The following is a 17,138-nucleotide window of genomic DNA, read 5'->3' on the forward strand; positions in this document are numbered from 1 at the left end:
TAGCGTTAATTCATCGTGGCAGAAAATTTAGGTTCCAAATCTTGGAACAACGGAGTACTTAGGTAACGTTCGCCAAAGCTGGGCTGAATCATCACAATCAATTTTCCTTTGTTTTCTGGGCGCTGTCCAACCCGAATCGCGGCACATAAAGCTGCACCACTAGAAATTCCTGAAAGTAGTCCTTCTTCGCGGGCTAAACGACGTCCGTAGGCGATCGCTTCGTCATCGGTTACTGTTATCACTTCATCAATCATGTCTACGCGCAAAACTTGCGGGATAAACCCTGCACCAATACCTTGAATTTTATGCGGACCTGGCTTACCGCCTGAGAGAACTGGGCTATTTACCGGTTCAACGGCGATCGCCTTAAAACTGGGCTTACGTGCTTTAATCACTTCCGCAACACCTGTAATTGTGCCGCCAGTACCAACGCCTGCTACCATAAAATCAATTTGCCCATCGGTATCTTGCCAAAGTTCTTCTGCGGTAGTTTCCCGATGAATTTGCGCATTCGCAGGATTGCGGAATTGTTGCAACATATAAGCGTGCGGCGTATTGTCTACAATCATTTGCGCGCGTCGAATCGCCCCACTCATTCCTTCAATTCCTGGTGTCAGTTCGAGTTCTGCACCATAGGCGCGTAGCATTGCCCGCCGTTCAGCACTCATTGTTTCGGGCATTGTTAAAATTAACCGATATCCCTTTGCCGCAGCTGCCATCGCGACTGCAATTCCTGTATTACCTGATGTAGGTTCAACCAAGGTTGTCTTTCCAGGATGAATCAGTTTTTCTTTTTCAGCAGCTTGAATCATGCTCAAGCCAATTCGATCCTTAACTGAGGCAGATGGATTCATGCTTTCTAGCTTCACCACTATCCGCGCTACGCAACCCTCGGCTTGGGGAATGCGATTGAGTTGTACTAAAGGTGTGCGACCAATTAATTCTGTAATATTGTTGGCAATTCGCATAGTTTTAGTTTAGTTAAGAGGAATCTAGATGAGAAAGATGTAAAAAAATTAGAGAAAGATAAGAAAGTCAAGCAGAAATTGCGATCGCTACTCACTGCTTCGCTTTAGTTTTGAATAGAAGAAGTTTTCTCTCAAAACTCAAAACTCAAAACTTCTAAATTGCTCTAAATGTAATACATAATATTCAATTGCTTTCTTGCTGCTCGTTGCTCGCAGAGGTTTTGCAGTGAATATTTTTGCAAAACAGCGTGGGCTGCTTGACGCGATTCTTGCCAAACTTCTTGAACAACTGCGCTTTCTACCGTTTTTGGTTGAGCTTCGTCTTCACAAGTCGTTGTTTCTAGACCGTCTAAGCAGCATATGACGTCGAGTAAAGTAATCTTCCAAGGCTCTCGTGCTAGAACATAACCACCTTTTGCCCCTCGTTGGCTTTTCACTAAACCTCCGCGCCTTAATGTCGCTAGTAGTTGTTCTAGATAGCGATCTGGGATGTGCTGTTGGGCAGCAATTTGCCGAATTTGCAAGGGTTCGCCGATTTCGTAGTTAGTTGCTAGCTCTAAGAGCGCAAGCAGCGCATATTCCGTCTTACACGAGAGTTCCACAGGCTAATTTAAACGCGATAGTTTATTAAGCTTTTGATTTGCTCTTTTTCTAGTATACTCCGGTTCTTTACTGGGGTTTAGTGAGTTTGGATAACTAACGATAAAAAAACCCGCTGGTCGCGGGTTAACATTTCTTTTGGTTACGGAGTTTAACTAATCACAACCTAGAAATTGAAGGTTGTCCGTAGTGTTCCAATGATGACGTCTGAGTTATCGTTGTTTTGACCAGGAGAACTTAACCAGATCACGCCAGGTGTAATCGAAACGTTGTCTGTTAGTTGATATCTGTAGAAGCCTTCAACGTGTAACCCGTAGTCACGAGTAAAGCCTGCAACGCCAGGAGCGTCAAGCCCTCTTAATGTAGGTTCGACACCTGCGAAGATGCCTAAGAGGTTGCCTTCTTTACCCAAGTCTGGGAAAGCAACTCCACCGCCGAAGGTCCAGATGTCACCACTACCACGACCAAGTAGGGTCGCGTTGGTGTATGTCCCAAACCCACTTAGCGAGATTCTATCGCTCAACCGGAGGGCAGCTGATACACCATATGAGTTAGTTACGGTAGGTACTTCACCTGTCGGTAACAGTGCAGATGGGTTATTCGCCTCTAGAGTACCAACAATTGGACCTGTTGATTGACCGCTACCTGCAAAAGAACCACCAATATCAAAAATTCCGTTACCAGTGGTGTGATAAGCATGAACATATGTTGCAGCTAAAGCAACGCGATCGCCTAAGTTGAAGTTCAACTGAGCTAATGCTGAGTAGTCACCGTTACCGATACCTGCACTCAAACCAGGATCGCTGGCGTTATCTGCTAAATAACCTACAGTCAAAGAACTTGGTCTGAGAACGCCACTACCGCCAAACGCTAAGGTTAAACCACCACCAGCGCCACCACCAATTCGGTAGATTGGGTTTTGTTGCGCAAAGGTAGATAGCGCGCCACGACCTCCGTCGTAGTCTTCAAAGTATGGATTCACAGTAGCTGCATAGTCACTGTGAATACCACCAGTAGCCGCTAAATAACCTCTAGCTTGCCCAAATAGCGGGAAGTCGTAAGCTAACCAATCAACATAAACGTCGTTCTCAAAGTTCGGTGCTACGTTGAATGTTTGAGTTCCTTCAAAGGTCTTGAAAGGAGTTGCTGCTGTGTTGTAGGGACTGAAGCTAAATGGCTGTGCGTTTCCTGTTGCCAAGCGCGTATGCAAGACATCAGAACCGCCGAAGCTGGTTTGGAAGTCTAAACGGACGCGGTTTTGGAATACGGTGTTGTCGTCTACATCGTCTCCAAATGTGTCACTAACAGCAGCGACGACTTCACCGACTAGTTTAGTTGTTGTCGAAAATTGATTTGCTTCAAGTTCGGCTGTTTGTGCTTCTAGAGCATCTACACGACCGCGCAATGTTGCCAGTTCCGCCGCAAACTCTTCTTGCAGGCGCTGGAGGGTTGCTAGGTCTTCCCGACGAACCAAGTCGGCTGTACCAGCTGCGATTAGTTCGTTAACTCGGTCTAAGGCAGCGTTCAAACCAGCCGCAAACTCATACCGTGTCATTGCGCGATTACCGCGATAGGTTCCATCAGGATAACCAGCGATAACTCCGTAGCGTTCTACAAGTGATTGCAACGCTTGAAATGCCCAGTCGGTTGGTTGGACGTCAGATAGTTGAGAAACAGAAGTGACTTGGGCAACTGAGTTGGCATTGCCTCTACCTTCGTTACTGTAGCGGTTGAGATCGTCTAACGATTCAACAGATGGCGCAACGGGAGCGCTAGCAGGTGTTGTCGTTGCTTGCGCTACAGTAATTGGCATTACTGCTGGAGCTTGCGTTGATACTGTAGGTACTTGAGCTACAGGTTCTGCTACTGCTTGTGGTTGAATAGCATTTCCTGTAGTATTCTGCTCTATACTATTCTCGATGGTTGCAACTACGTAATCTGTTGCTGGAGCTTGAGCAGCATCTTGCTGATTGAGTTCAGCTGATTGCGGTTGCTCTACTGCTAGGGCTGTAGAGGATACAACTATTGTTGCGCCTAGGACTGCGGGGCTGAGCAGTAGGGATTTCCACAAGATTTTTGACATTTTTACCTCTTATCCTCACACCTTTTGTAGATAAAAGAATTTTTGCATGGACTCATTACACTATAGGCAATGAGACAACCTATTGACACCTGTGGAGGAGGTATACTGTAGTAATTATAAGTTTAACACTGTTTAATGCTTGATTAAGTCTGAGTTAATAAAATTAATAGCGATTTTCACGGAAACTGATGCGAATTTTCGCGCGAACATCTAGATGTGAAGCAACAGTTCAAGACCTGAGCCAATTTTACATATATAAGCTGCCCATATAATTCAAGTCAAGCTTTTACGTCCTTGTCCCGTGCTCATGAATTTATGATTCAGCAATATATCATAAACTAAGGTGGCAACGCTATAAGCAATAACTGTCGGTTTTATAAGTTAGATTAATATATAAATTGCTAAAAGATAATTATGCTGCCTGAGTGATTAACATCGTTACAGCGTAAGACACAAAATGAAGCTATGGCTAGGAATTGTAATACATAACTTAATACTCAGGTTTTATAAAAAACTCAATAAACTTTTGTAATATTTTGAGTTCAATAGATGTGTTGAGTTAGCACAGGCTTATTTATACTTTTGTACATGAAAGATAACCTACTAGCGAATTTCAACCGATTCTGTTTGCTAGAGAAAAGACTGCGATCGCCTACGACATAAGCGTTTAACTTGCCTAATAATTAGGTCATTTATTAACAAATGTTTGAACTTAATTAAATATTATTTAATCTTCAACTTAACTACTAAAGAATTAAACTTTTTGGCAAAATTGTAGAATGTAATTGATCATAAAAATCATAGTTTACGACTCAGGGCGAAGTGTTACTTTGCTGAAGTTACTGATTCAATTAGTTGCTGAACAAGACAATAAAGAGGCGACTCGATGTTAGAAAAAATTTTGTTAGCTGACTCTGGGACTGGTCATTCGGAAGAAATGCTCAAAGCATTAATGGATTTACCATCGATTCAAAAGGCAGCTGTCACCGTTTTGCATGTTGTGTCTCCTCAAGTTAGTGCCGAGACAATGACATCGAAGTGGGAAGAAGGAGGGAAGGTACTAGCCACAGCAATTCAGTCGTTGCAGTTAGATCCAACAAAAGTTTCGGCAATTCTTCGCCAAGGCGATCCTAAAGATGTTGTCTGCCAAGTTGCAGAGGAGATTGATGCGGATCTGATTATTATGGGTTCGCGCGGTCTTAAACGCTTGCAATCGATTTTGTCTAATTCAGTTAGTCAGTACGTGTTTCAATTGTCCTCGCGACCAATGTTGTTGGTCAAGGATGATATTTATGTCAAAAAAATCAATCGCATCATGGTAGCGGTGGATGGTTCAGAGGCGGCGAAACAATGTTTACAGTTAGCGTTGTTTTTGTTGCGCGATATTAAAGGAGGGCAACTGATTTTAGCCCACGTCGATAAAGGTGCAGCAACACCAGGCGAAAAAGATCCGGTTTTAGCCGAAGCGATCGCCGAAGCGAAAAAACAAGGCATACAACCCCGCGCAATTTCCACTACGGGTAAACCTGGTGAAGAAATTTGCCGCATCGCCGAAGAAAACAATGTCGATTTATTAATGCTTGGTTCTCCAGATCGCCGTCCTTCGATTGCGAAAAGTTTTGTTGACTTGGATCGGCTTTTGGGTTCTTCGTTGTCCGATTACGTCCGCGTGAATGCAAACTGTCCGGTGTTATTAGCAAGGACTGTAGGTTAATTGCGATTTTATTTGTGCTTTCACTAGCAAAAAACCCCTGCATTGAGCGGGGGTTTTTGTCAAGGAACTTATTTTTATGAATCGTTGCGACCTTCGCGGCTAGCAGTCTGAATATACAGAATAATCAAGAACACAGCTGGGACTAAGACGAACAAGATGCTCGCTACGAACCCTAAGTCATTAACTTGCATCGAAAGAAAGCCTCTCGCGGATCATGAGCTAACAGTTTTAGAATAACATTATCGTCGCTGTCAGAGAAGAGGAACTTTTGCTTACAGTAAACTTCATCAAGGCTTAGTGACGACGCTGACAGGTCCATTGACTAATGCTTGGCAAGCAAGACGATAGTTTTTTGGCTTTTTCTTGAGTTTGCGATCTTCAACTTCTGTGCGTGGTGACAAGTTTTCCATGCCTTGAGTAATCTCAACAATGCAAGTGCCACATTGACCATAGCCACCGCAATTCATCATTTTGCCGTAGAATTTGTAAATATCAATGCCATTTTCCATCGCCTTGAGCCGAAGATTGGCACCGTCAGCAGCAACGACTTCACGATTTTCTTTCTCAAATTTGATATTGGGCATTCCCGCTTCCTCGTTCACCTGTGATGACCGGATGTTGTACTGTGCAGCGAAGGAGACTACAGCGCCTCAATGCGCCGAAGGCTAGCTTGCACTTCTATTGTGACGACTGAGTAAAGTTTAATGCTCAGTAATTATGTTGATTTATTACGAAATATTAAAACATATTACGGTTCGGCGCGGTTGAGATTTCGATTAGTTGCGAGATTCTAGTTCTTGGCGTTGTTCGAGTGCTAAACGCTGATTCAGCCACTCTAATTCTTCTTTGATCACCGCAATAAATCTATGCCATACCGCGATTTCATAGAAATCGTCACTGGGTATCGGTTGAACTTCTAGCGTTTCCAGCCGCAGACGACACACCATGATGCGGTGTTCGAGAAGTTTAATGCGTTCGGCAGGTTCGAGATGACTAAAAAAGAAGTACTTAATAATAAAGCGCGATCGCGCGTTGACCCAACTTTCGTGCGGGTGTTCTAGCATTTTGCGGCGAAAGGCGATCGCACCTTGGGAAGTAATGCTATAAATCTTACGGCTAGGTCCTGCTTCACCGGCTTCTTGGATGAGAGTTGTAATATCACCTCGTTCTTCTAAGCGCCTCAACAACGGGTAAATTGCACCATAATTGACACTAATACAGCCGCTCATAAATTGCTCTAGTTGCTGTTTTAATCGATAACCGTGTAGCGGTTTGCTTTGCAATATACCCAGGGTCGCTAGCTCAAGCATTCTTTTTTATGTCAAACTGATAGATTGAAAGACTGTACTAAATTGAAATAACAAAAATTTATATATCTTCAGACTTAGGACAGAGCCAAATTAACTATTAGCAATATTTAAATACTTTAGTAAAGATATGGAAAGGGCAAAATATAAAAGATACAAAGCTTTTCTTTATCCGTGTGTTAACTTTCTAACCGTTAGCTAGCGAATGATTGTATGACTGCCGCTACCAAACTTAAATTTGCTATCAAACAAAATAGGACAACAACAGGTGGTGCTTTTAGTGTTTAAAGACATCCGAATTTTAAAGTTGTTGTTCAGTTTAGGAGTCATTGTCGCCCTAACAGGGTGCAATTCATTACCAAGCGAATCTGAAGCAAATGCCCAGCAAAGGCAGTCGGGAGAAAATCGTCAAACAACACCAGTCGATGTTGCGATCGCGCGGACAGGTAGCTTAGCCGAACAACCAGAGTATACAGGTACAACTGCACCAGCACGCGAAGTCTCGCTGCGATCGCAAGTCACAGGGCAAGTATTAAACATTGGGGTTGATGTCGGCGATGCCGTACGCCAAGGGCAAACTTTAGCACGATTAGACGATGCGTTGTTAGTGAGTGCAGTTAACCAAGCAGAAGCAGAACTTGCCAGCTTACGCGCCGCCGTGGCACGCGCTCAAAATCAAGTTAGTAATGCGCAAGCACAAGTCGAGCGATCGCGCTTAGAATTACAACAAGCACAAGCAGATTTAGCACGACAGCAACGCCTTTTGCAAGAAGGCGCAGTACCCGCACAACAAGCCGAACAAGCAAGAACCGAAGCCCAAACGGCTGCACAAATTTTACGTGCGGCGCAAGAGCAAGTCCGCACCGAACAACAAGCAGTAGCAGCAGCACAAAGTCAAGTCACCGCCCAAGAAGCCGTCGTCGCCCAGGCAAGAAGGCAACAATCTTACGCTCGACTGACTGCACCAATTGCCGGTAAAGTCATGCAACGGCTGACAGAAGTTGGTAATTTAGTACAGCCTAATACGGAAATTGTGCGCATTGGTGACTTTAGTCGCATTCAAGTCAATGTCGAAGTTTCGGAATTGGAACTTGCCCGAATTCGCCAAGGACAAACGGTGACAGTTCGATTAGATGCGTTTCCTGATGAAGATTTTAGCGGGCAAGTTAGTCGGATTTCTCCCGCAGCGGATCAAACCGCGCGTTTAATTCCGGTTCAAGTCGTGATTCCAAATAGTAACGGGCAAATTGGTAGCGGACTTTTGGCACGGGTACAGTTTGCCAGCGAGGAAACACAACGCGTTGTCATACCTCAAACAGCACTCTCGCTACTCACTCAAGGATCGCCTCAACAACAGGAAAGCACAATTTATGTTGTAAATGAAACCGCAGCCAGCGAAGGGACTGTAACCGCGCGTCAAGTAACACTAGGACAAAGTGCGAACGGTCAAGTCGAAATTTTATCAGGTTTGCAACCAGGCGAGCGATTTGTCGCGCGTAGCGGTGGAGCGTTGACTGATGGCGCAACGGTGCGCTTTTCAATTCTTTCGGAGTCACAGCAAGGGAGTTGATAACCATGCAACAGGGCAAAGCGTCAGGATTGAGTGTGAGTGCGATCGCAATTCGACGGCATATCGGCACGCTGATGCTGACGCTAGCAGTCATGGTTATGGGAGTGTTTTACCTAACCTCGCTTCCAGTCGATCTGTTGCCATCAATTACCTATCCTCGTATCGGAGTTCGGATCAATGCCCCTGGGATTTCACCCGAAGTTGCAATTGATGAAGTAACAAGACCTTTAGAAGAAGCTTTATCCGCAACCGAAGGTGTTGTACAAGTTTATTCGCAAACGCGCGAAGGACAAGTCAGTTTAGATTTGTATTTCCAACCAGGGGGAAATATTGACCAAGCGTTGAATGACGCGACAGCAGCACTCAATCGCGGTCGCGGGCAGTTACCTAACACAGTCGAAGAACCAAGATTATTCAAAGTTGACCCTTCACAATTACCTGTATATGAAGTTGCACTGACATCCCCTGCACTCCAAGGTGTTGATTTACGCGTATTTGCTGACGAAGAATTAGCGCGCGAATTGACTGTAGTTCCTGGTGTTGCCTCGGTTGATGTCGCTGGCGGTGTTGACGAAGAAGTTCAAGTCAATATTGACCTCAATCGCCTGCAAGCGTTAGGCGTTGGTTTAACAACAGTGCTAAATGAACTGCAAGCCCGTAACCAGGATATTTCAGGCGGACGCATTCGCGGAGAAAATGGCGAACCGCTGACGCGGACAGTCGGGCGGTTTCAAAGCGCTGACGAAATTCGTAACCTTTCGTTTGAGGTCGCTGGAAGTAATGCACAAGGCACTGAAGATAATGCGACGCTTCCTGTTCGCCGTGTTTACCTGCGTGACTTTGCCGGAGTTGTTGACGGCACAGAAGATCAGCGCGTGTTTGTTAACCTCAACAAACAGCCAGCCGTGAAGTTAAGTATCCAGAAGCAACCTGATGCGAATACAATCACGGTTGTCAATGGAGTCAAGCAACGCATCGAAGAACTGAGAAGATCCGGCGTGATTCCAGCAGATATGGTTTTGACGGCGACATTAGATGAATCGCAGTTTATTAGTAACTCGATTACTAACGTGGCAAGCGCTGGTTTAATAGGGGCAGGACTCGCCGCGATCGCGGTTCTTTTATTCCTCGGTTCGCTGCGTCAAACAATTATCATCGTCTGTGCAATTCCCCTGGCAACATTAGCAGCAATTATTTTGATGGGGTTATTTGGTTTATCACTCAATGTGTTCAGTTTAGGTGGACTTGCCTTAGGCGTCGGTATCGTCGTCGATAACTCGATTGTGATGCTAGAAAACATTGCCGAAGGCGCGGGGATGACTCCTGGTAAAGATGCAAGAACGTGCATGAATTCGCAGCAACTAATTTCACAATCGGTTCGCAGCAGCCAAGAAGTCGAATCGGCGTTAGTTGCGTCAACAAGTACAAACTTGGTTGCTGTTTTACCGTTTCTACTGATTGGTGGGTTTTTCTCATTATTATTTAGTGAATTAATTCTGACAATTAGTTTTGCGGTTGCGGCATCAATTTTGATCGCAATCACGTTTGTACCAATGGTGACATCGCGATTACTTGCAATTCGCTGGTCAAGTCGCGTTGGTAGGTTATGGATATTACAAGCGTTTAATCGGCGATTTGATGCGGCAACTCAGGGATATCGAAACTTTTTGAGCAAGATTTTACGATATCGCTTGCTTGTCGTTGCGATCGCCTTTCTTGTTTTAGGTGGTGGTAGCCTACTCCTGGTTGGACAGATTTCACAAGAAATTCTTCCCCGCATCAGTACTGGACAAGCAACTTTATTTGCGCAGTTTCCCCCTGGAACTGTGATAGAAAACAACCGTAAAGTCATGGATGCGGTTGATGATATTCTGTTAGAACAACCGGAAACTGAATATGTTTTCTCAACTGCGGGTGGTTTTCTCTTTGGTAGCAACACAACAGAAAACCCGTTACGGAGTTCGAGTACGATTACTTTAAAACCTGGTAGTAACGTTGAAGCTTTCGTCGATCGCGTTAATCAAGAGTTTAATCGCCTCAATTTAGCTGGTATTCGTTTGCGCTTAAGTCCTGGGCAAGTGCGGGGCTTAATCTTGAGTAATTCTCCGGTGCGCGGTGCCGAAGTTGATATTATTCTCCAAGGTGATAACGAACAAAATCTACGCCAAGCAGGGCAACAAATCCTGCAAGCGTTAGATCAGCAAGCAACGTTAGCAAATTTCCGCCCTGATGCTGACTCTCGACAGCCCGAACTTCAAATTGTTCCTGACTGGGAACGCGTCGCAAGTTTCGGTTTGACAACGCAAGATATCGGGCAAACAATTCAGACAGCGGTTGAAGGTTCAGTTCCAACACAATTACAACGCGGCGATCGCTTAGTCGATGTCCGCGTCCAACTGAATCAAGCTGATATTCAAAATCAATCGCAGCTATCACGTTTGCCACTATTTGTCAATAGTAATCGCCAAATTCGCTTATTTGACGTTGCGAGTATTCGCGAAGGTCAAGCGCCTGGGGAAATTCAACGAATTAATCAACGCCAAGTCTATATTATTGCGGGTAACTTAAACGAAGGTGCCAGCCTCGGAGATGCGTTAGCTGAAGTCGATACGGTTCTTGAAAACATCGATTTACCACAAGGCGTTAGCATTTTACCAAGTTCTGTTGCCGAAACAAATCAACAACTACAGCGATCGCTACAAATTTTAGGTGGATTAGCGGCGTTTCTCGTTTTCGTTGTCATGGCTGTGCAATACAACTCGCTGATCGATCCGCTGGTGATTATGTTTACTGTACCTTTAGCCCTTGCTGGGGGAATTTTTGGACTTTATATTACCGGAACTGCGATCGGCGCAACTGTTCTTGTTGGCGCAGTGTTACTGGTGGGGATTGTTGTCAATAACGCAATCATCATGGTAGAACTAGCGAATCAAATTCGCGATCGCGAACAAATTGACCGCAAAAATGCTATTCTCAAAGCCGCACCACAGCGCCTACGCCCCATTTTGATGACAACAATTACCACAGTGTTAGGGATGTTTCCGCTGGCGTTAGGTATCGGCGAGGGTTCAGAATTTCTTCAACCCTTAGGAGTGGTTGTTTTTTCTGGCTTGTCTTTAGCAACGCTGCTGACGTTATTAATCATTCCCTGTTTGTATATAATCTTACATGAAATTAGACTGCAAAAGCTAGGAGACAAGCTGAATAAAACGTTTTCACGATGATTTAGACTGACGGGCTGCAATAATAGTTGGTTTATCTAGTAGCGAAATGAGCGTTTGTAAATCGGGCGAGACGCGAGAAGTTAAACTTAGTGTTTGCACGACAGTATCAAAGGTTTTACCTTGAAAGAGCATTTGGTAAGCAATTTCTTCAACTTCTTTCCAGGTAAGATCGCTTTCAACATAAGCTTTGGCGACTGCAATTACCAAGTCTTGATATTCGTTACCCTCAGCTTTGGTCATCATATTGTGGGGAATATCAAAAACTCGATCAAACGAGTAGTACCAGCATTTGGGTTGTAGTTTGACGAGGGATGCGTATAAGTCTCTATTTTCATTTTCATCAACCGCGCGATCGCTCTCGCTACCAATAATAAAGCAGGGCGCTGCGGCAATGCTTGTTTTTACGCGATCGAGAATATCTTGCCCCATATCCATAAACACGCGTAATGCAGGCATCACAAAGCCATCGTAGCCGTAACTAATCGCACCTTCTTCAGTACGCCACTGAAAGTAAATCGGCAGTATTTTAACGATGAAGTCAACAAGAAGATTACTATTACTCAAAAACGGCGCAAATAGCAAAGCACGGTGAATGCTGTGCGGACGTTCCAAAGCTAACCAAGCTGCGAGAGTACTACCGCCAGATAATCCCCCAATGACAACTTGTTCGCCCAAAGCTTGCACTTGTTCTAACCAGTACAAACCAAATTCTTGGTAAACTCGCTGTTCTTCGGGTAGCGGTGGCGGATTGTCACCATCCCAATCTCCGGCAATTCCATGCCCTGGCAATAAAGGAATCACAACATTATAGCCAGCTTGGAAAAAGGCTTCGCCAATCGGCATAAACTGTTCAGGCGTTGCTGTAAATCCATGAAAGAATAAACACACCTTGGTAGTACGCTGGGCTTGTAATAAAAACCGCGATCGACAGTTGTCGTTCATCAACGGTAAAGCTTTTTCGCGCGCCCTCGTTTCTCTGACAATTGCTGCGGTGATATTTGAGTAGTCCGACATCCTGCAATGAGAAAACCAATTTCCAGCATAACCGCATGGTGGACTTGTGCCAAGTATCGGTGCAACTGTCGTGTTTTTTTAAGTTTACTTTACATTTTCTCAGAATAAGACGCTGGGATGTTGAGCTAGCTTTTAGAACATAAGTGCTACTCGATTTTAGTTGCGTGAATATACGGTATTTGAAGCACTGTATTTCAAAGTGCGATCGCCACAATCTAATTTATTTCTTAAATTGTCTATAAAGTCCTTTTATCCATCTCCAATTATTGTATATAATTTGCTACATAACTACTAAGTATTTTCTCTAGTATTTTTGAAAAGGAATAAACAATGACTTTTTAGTATTTTGAACAATTTGTAAAGTTCTCTCTTAATCAGCACTTAGTTGACAAAAATTATATTTTGCCAGCCATATCTTGGTGCAAATTTTTTCTAATGATGCCAGACTAAATTTTGCCTGTTTAACATATACAGACAATTGGTACGCACACAAAAAACAACTGCTAACGGAACAAGCTTTTGATTGGGTTTACCTATTAAATTACTCTTATTGCTAGCTGAATTAAGGTTTTTCATGTAGCTCAACAACGTTTTCTTAGTTATTAAGTCTCACTAAATTTAAACATAACTTATACATAAGTTTGACACCACTGTGATACCAAAAGCGTCATTCTAAATGAAGTGGGTGTTAACAAAACTTCATGAGTAATTTTACTTATGAAGCTTGCGCAGATGGTGCTGTCGATCAACCGAGGAGCAATAATGAAAATAACAAGGCGAGAAGCACTAAAATTTGGAGTGCTTGCGGGAGGAGCGTTGCTCATACCCACAGGCTTAGAACGGATAAGCTATGCTCAGACTCAGCCGTCTGAAAACATTGGAACTCGACGCGCAAATAGTCCAAAATTAAAAAAATTCACGCTTCCTTTTCGTACTCCACCTGTGCTGCAACCAGTACGTAGTGATGCACAGACGGATTATTACGAAATCACCATGCGCAAAGCCCAAGTTGAAATATTGCCTGGCAAATTAACCGAAATTTGGGGTTACAACGGCATCACACCAGGACCAACAATTATGCAACGCACAGGGCGACAATCGGTTGTGCGCTTCATCAACAATAGTTTAGGCACGCCCACATCTACTCATTTACACGGCATGGCGTCTTTACCCGAATATGATGGCTATGCCGAAGATCTCACTTTCCCAGGTTATTACAAAGATTACTATTATCCCAACAACCGTGCTGCCACTATATGGTATCACGACCATGCAATTCATGCGACTGCACGTAATGTTTACATGGGGTTAGCAGGAATGTACATCGTTCAGGATCAAACTGAACTCGATCTACCTTTACCAAAAGGGCAATACGACATACCACTCATTATTCAAGACAAAGAATTTGCGACAAACGGCAGCTTAATCTTTGACGATCAAGGACAAAAAAGTCAATTTGGCGATGTTATCTTAGTCAATGGTGTACCTTGGCCTCGGATGGAAGTCGCAAGGCGTAAGTATCGCTTTCGTGCTTTAAACGGCTCTATATCACGTTCTTACAGGCTAGCGCTCAATACAGGCGATCCTTTTATCATTATTGGTGTTGACGGAGGACTTACGCCAGCACCTGTAGAAGTTAACAGTTTCCGTTTTGGTACAGCAGAACGTTACGAGTTCATTATCGACTTTTCTAAGTATCCCATCGGCACGCGGGTTATTTTGAAAAATAGAAGCTTGCCAAACAACTTAGATTACGACGGCAAAACAAATGACATTATGTGCTTTGATGTAGTGCGGGATGAGGCTGATGACAGTTCCATACCCAGTCAACTGCGCACTTTTACACCTTTAGTAGCTTCTCAAGCGGTCAGAACGAGAGAGTTTAGGTATGAACGTACCAACGGTCAATGGGTGATTAATGGCAAAACCTGGAATGCAAACCGCGTTGATGGTACGCCTCAGTTCGGCGATATCGAAATTTGGCGTTTGTACAATAATGGTGGAGGTTGGTTTCATCCCATACACTTGCACCTAATTGACTGTCAAATTCTTGACCGCAACGGTAGAAAGCCCTTTCCTTATGAAGTTGGTTGGAAAGATGTTTTTTATGTTGGGGAAAATGAAACTGTGAGGGTGATTGGCAAATTTGGTCCTAATACAGGTAAGTATATGCAACATTGCCACAACACAGTTCATGAAGATCATGACATGATGACGCAGTTTGAAGTGTTGCAAAATCCACTATCTTTACAAAGTGGAAATCTTGGTAAAGATCCTATTGCTACAGCACGACCAAAACCACTTCCTGCACCTCCCTTGTAGCAATTGGTTAATCGAGAATATGGAAAAATTATGAGTGGTATAGAAAATCAAAAGTTAGCACTTTATGGTGTTGCTTATTTCATATTTCTATACTACCAATTTCTCTATTTTTAATGAACGCAAAGCAATCCTAAATTGTTTGCGACAATCCCTTTCTACATTTTTTCTTTGTGTACTTTGTAGTTGGTTCCCTATAACAAACCTTACAACCTCAATAAGATTACTATAGTTACTAAAACATTCATTTATTCGTCAATGTTTCCAATTGAATTTGACTCAATTTATATATTCACAACTATGCACCTCTTATTCAAATCAATAATCACCATAGAAATAATCACTTTATTTATCAGTTCAACTCTTGTAAGTACGACAGAAATTGCCTTAGCATCACCGCATCAACATCATTTATCACCGACAAATTTACCTACTGAAGTCAGGAATTTAACTACTAAGGAAATTAATGCCGAACAATTCACAAACCAAGGATTAGAAAAATTACAACAACAAGATTATTCAGGCGCAATTCAAGCTTTTTCGCAAGCCTTGCAGTTGAATTCTAATCATGAAATGGCATATGTGTATCGAGGTGATACACGTCAGAAATTAGAAGACTATGAAGGAGCAATCGAAGACTACACACTGGCTTTGCAAAGTAATCCAAATTTCGCTTATATCTACAATAGCCGAGGCGATGCACGAGTTGCTTTAGGTGACTATCAAAGCGCGATCGCCGACTATACTCAAGCAATTAAACTCTATCCTGAAGATGCTTTTGGTTACAGCGATCGCGGTAGTGTCTATTTACAAATTGGGAACATAGGAAAAGCAATAGAAGATTTAAATAAGGCAATTCAAATTAACCCTGAACGTGCAGAAGCCTACTTTCATCGCGCCCAAGTTCATGCCAAGTTTAAAAATCGTCAGGCAACTCTTCAAGATTATCGAACAGCAATTCAACTGTATACTGAACAAGGCAATATTGTAGGTTGTCTTAAGGCACTCAATATGATGCGACAGGACTAAGAAAATTTTACTTTATTAAACTTACTTTGTTACTATTGTTGATATTTTGGAAGCAGTTTAACCTATAGAACGTCTGCTATAATTAATTTGCTCTTATTTTATTCTCCGTATAATTGACGGTCGAAGTTTCTTGTTTTTGTTGGATCGTAAACATTATTTGTGCGACGTACTGGAGCCAATGTATTACTTCTTAGTTTTGCTTCACACAAATTACTAAGATCTAAAATACTCCCAGTCGCTGTACGCATATAGCATAAAGGTGCATCGACCTCAAAACTTATTTTTTTTTCGGTAGTGGAGGAAGGTGTTTTTTGGCTTAGAGGAAGAGCAAAAACAGCTTTTGTATGTAGACTTGCGATCGCCAAGACTGTCAGTGTAATTTTAAATTTCATCAAAATATAGGAAAAATAAAACTTATATAGATTAATATAATTATATTTATTTCTTGCTGAATAAGATATAGTAGAAAAAATTAAAAATATTACTAATTATATCTTATTAAGGTTTCGATGAATTTACTATTTTGTATCAACCTTGTTAACGTAAGGCGCGAAGTGCTTTACAATAAACTAAAACACTTGCATAACAAATCGCGGAGGCAGTAACACAAACTCTTGACAGTGAAGTTTTGAGTTTATGCTGGTTTAGACTAAAAATAGATATCAAGACCTACAATAGTCAAGTGTTAGTTGTTTTAATGAAATCTTTATTACACTCTTGGTACAAAACGCTTTGCTCTTGGCGGCGTTTTATTGTGCTTTGCCTGTTATTCCTTTGCTGCCAATTTATGCTAGGTATGCCAGTCGCTTTTGCGGGTATTAGCGACGATAATTTTGAGGGCAATGTATTTATTTTGTATGGAGGCAATGCCTCGCTCGTGCCACCCAAGGTAAAGCTAGAAGAATCATTGAAGCGCGATAAGCCGACTCTACTCATTTTCTATGTAGATGATAGCAGTGACTGCAAGCAGTACGCTCCAGTTGTGACACGCTTGCAAGCTTTTTATGGACGCGTGGTAGATTTTATTCCAGCGAGTGTAGACACTATTGCATTGAAAGAAACATACGCACCAACCGAAGCAGGCTATTACTACTCAGGAGTTGTACCGCAGCTTGTCGTATTTAATCATTCGGGGGATGTCGTACTAAATGAAACAGGACAAGTACCTTTTGAGAAAGTTGATGATGTTTTTAGAGATCTCTTTGACTTACTACCTCGATCTGAGTCGGTAGAATTAAAGCGGCGTCCGATCAATGAATTCAGTTCCGAGTTAGCTGAGTAATTATTGAGACAGAACTAGTCTGGCGCTT

The 17,138-nt window shown here is 42.9% G+C and carries 14 protein-coding genes; 6 read left to right on the top strand and 8 right to left on the bottom strand.

What is annotated here, in order from left to right:
* Positions 1 to 5 precede the first annotated feature (5 nt).
* The 3 genes from cysK to GLO7428_RS18570 form a co-directional block, all read right to left on the bottom strand.
* A complete protein-coding gene (gene cysK / locus GLO7428_RS18560; RefSeq protein WP_015190111.1) occupies positions 6 to 968 on the bottom strand; it encodes a cysteine synthase A in 963 nt (320 codons plus the stop codon).
* A gap of 164 nt (positions 969 to 1,132) precedes the next feature.
* On the bottom strand, positions 1,133 to 1,570 hold the full coding sequence (locus GLO7428_RS18565) for an Rrf2 family transcriptional regulator (RefSeq protein WP_015190112.1): 438 nt from the start codon (positions 1,568 to 1,570) through the stop codon (positions 1,133 to 1,135).
* A gap of 164 nt (positions 1,571 to 1,734) precedes the next feature.
* Entirely contained in the window at positions 1,735 to 3,651 is a 1,917-nt protein-coding gene (locus GLO7428_RS18570; protein WP_015190113.1) for an iron uptake porin, read from the bottom strand.
* Between the two features lie 886 nt (positions 3,652 to 4,537).
* Between GLO7428_RS18570 and GLO7428_RS18575 the strand changes: the two genes are divergently transcribed.
* The gene (locus GLO7428_RS18575; RefSeq protein ID WP_015190114.1) at positions 4,538 to 5,365 is read left to right on the top strand and encodes a universal stress protein; all 828 of its coding nucleotides are present in this window, start codon (positions 4,538 to 4,540) and stop codon (positions 5,363 to 5,365) included.
* Positions 5,366 to 5,439: 74 nt separating this feature from the next.
* Here the strand turns inward: GLO7428_RS18575 and psbM are convergent, their stop codons facing one another.
* From psbM to GLO7428_RS18585, 3 genes are all read right to left on the bottom strand, one after another.
* Positions 5,440 to 5,556: a photosystem II reaction center protein PsbM gene (gene psbM, locus GLO7428_RS26900; RefSeq protein ID WP_015190115.1), complete on the bottom strand. Its 117-nt coding sequence runs from the start codon at positions 5,554 to 5,556 to the stop codon at positions 5,440 to 5,442.
* 96 nt (positions 5,557 to 5,652) lie between these two features.
* The gene (locus tag GLO7428_RS18580; RefSeq protein WP_015190116.1) at positions 5,653 to 5,949 is read right to left on the bottom strand and encodes a 2Fe-2S iron-sulfur cluster-binding protein; all 297 of its coding nucleotides are present in this window, start codon (positions 5,947 to 5,949) and stop codon (positions 5,653 to 5,655) included.
* Between the two features lie 192 nt (positions 5,950 to 6,141).
* Complete coding sequence (locus tag GLO7428_RS18585) at positions 6,142 to 6,675, bottom strand: PadR family transcriptional regulator (RefSeq protein WP_015190117.1); 534 nt, start codon at positions 6,673 to 6,675, stop codon at positions 6,142 to 6,144.
* A 277-nt stretch (positions 6,676 to 6,952) separates the two neighbouring features.
* Here GLO7428_RS18585 and GLO7428_RS18590 point away from each other — a divergent pair, with 277 nt between their 5' ends.
* Together GLO7428_RS18590 and GLO7428_RS18595 are read left to right on the top strand one after the other, a co-directional pair.
* The gene (locus GLO7428_RS18590) at positions 6,953 to 8,242 is read left to right on the top strand and encodes an efflux RND transporter periplasmic adaptor subunit (protein WP_231295505.1); all 1,290 of its coding nucleotides are present in this window, start codon (positions 6,953 to 6,955) and stop codon (positions 8,240 to 8,242) included.
* A 5-nt stretch (positions 8,243 to 8,247) separates the two neighbouring features.
* Positions 8,248 to 11,466: an efflux RND transporter permease subunit gene (locus GLO7428_RS18595; RefSeq protein ID WP_015190119.1), complete on the top strand. Its 3,219-nt coding sequence runs from the start codon at positions 8,248 to 8,250 to the stop codon at positions 11,464 to 11,466.
* Here GLO7428_RS18595 and GLO7428_RS18600 read toward each other — a convergent pair.
* Positions 11,458 to 12,480: a carboxylesterase gene (locus GLO7428_RS18600; protein WP_015190120.1), complete on the bottom strand. Its 1,023-nt coding sequence runs from the start codon at positions 12,478 to 12,480 to the stop codon at positions 11,458 to 11,460. The two genes, GLO7428_RS18595 and GLO7428_RS18600, sit on opposite strands and share 9 nt — an antisense overlap.
* Positions 12,481 to 13,242: 762 nt before the next feature.
* Between GLO7428_RS18600 and GLO7428_RS18605 the strand changes: the two genes are divergently transcribed.
* Together GLO7428_RS18605 and GLO7428_RS18610 are read left to right on the top strand one after the other, a co-directional pair.
* Positions 13,243 to 14,802 (top strand): multicopper oxidase family protein, encoded by a 1,560-nt coding sequence (locus GLO7428_RS18605; protein ID WP_015190121.1) that lies wholly within the window; start codon positions 13,243 to 13,245, stop codon positions 14,800 to 14,802.
* Between the two features lie 297 nt (positions 14,803 to 15,099).
* Positions 15,100 to 15,828, top strand: a complete 729-nt coding sequence (locus GLO7428_RS18610) for a tetratricopeptide repeat protein (RefSeq protein WP_196797392.1) — start codon at positions 15,100 to 15,102, stop codon at positions 15,826 to 15,828.
* Positions 15,829 to 15,926: 98 nt separating this feature from the next.
* On the opposite strand, the gene GLO7428_RS18615 is transcribed toward GLO7428_RS18610, so the two are convergent.
* Positions 15,927 to 16,220 (bottom strand): hypothetical protein, encoded by a 294-nt coding sequence (locus GLO7428_RS18615; RefSeq protein ID WP_015190123.1) that lies wholly within the window; start codon positions 16,218 to 16,220, stop codon positions 15,927 to 15,929.
* 395 nt (positions 16,221 to 16,615) lie between these two features.
* On the opposite strand from GLO7428_RS18615, the gene GLO7428_RS18620 reads away from it, so the two are divergent.
* The gene (locus tag GLO7428_RS18620; RefSeq protein WP_196797393.1) at positions 16,616 to 17,110 is read left to right on the top strand and encodes a thylakoid membrane photosystem I accumulation factor; all 495 of its coding nucleotides are present in this window, start codon (positions 16,616 to 16,618) and stop codon (positions 17,108 to 17,110) included.
* Positions 17,111 to 17,138: the final 28 nt, after the last annotated feature.

This window comes from Gloeocapsa sp. PCC 7428 (assembly GCF_000317555.1).
Classification (GTDB): domain Bacteria; phylum Cyanobacteriota; class Cyanobacteriia; order Cyanobacteriales; family Chroococcidiopsidaceae; genus Chroogloeocystis.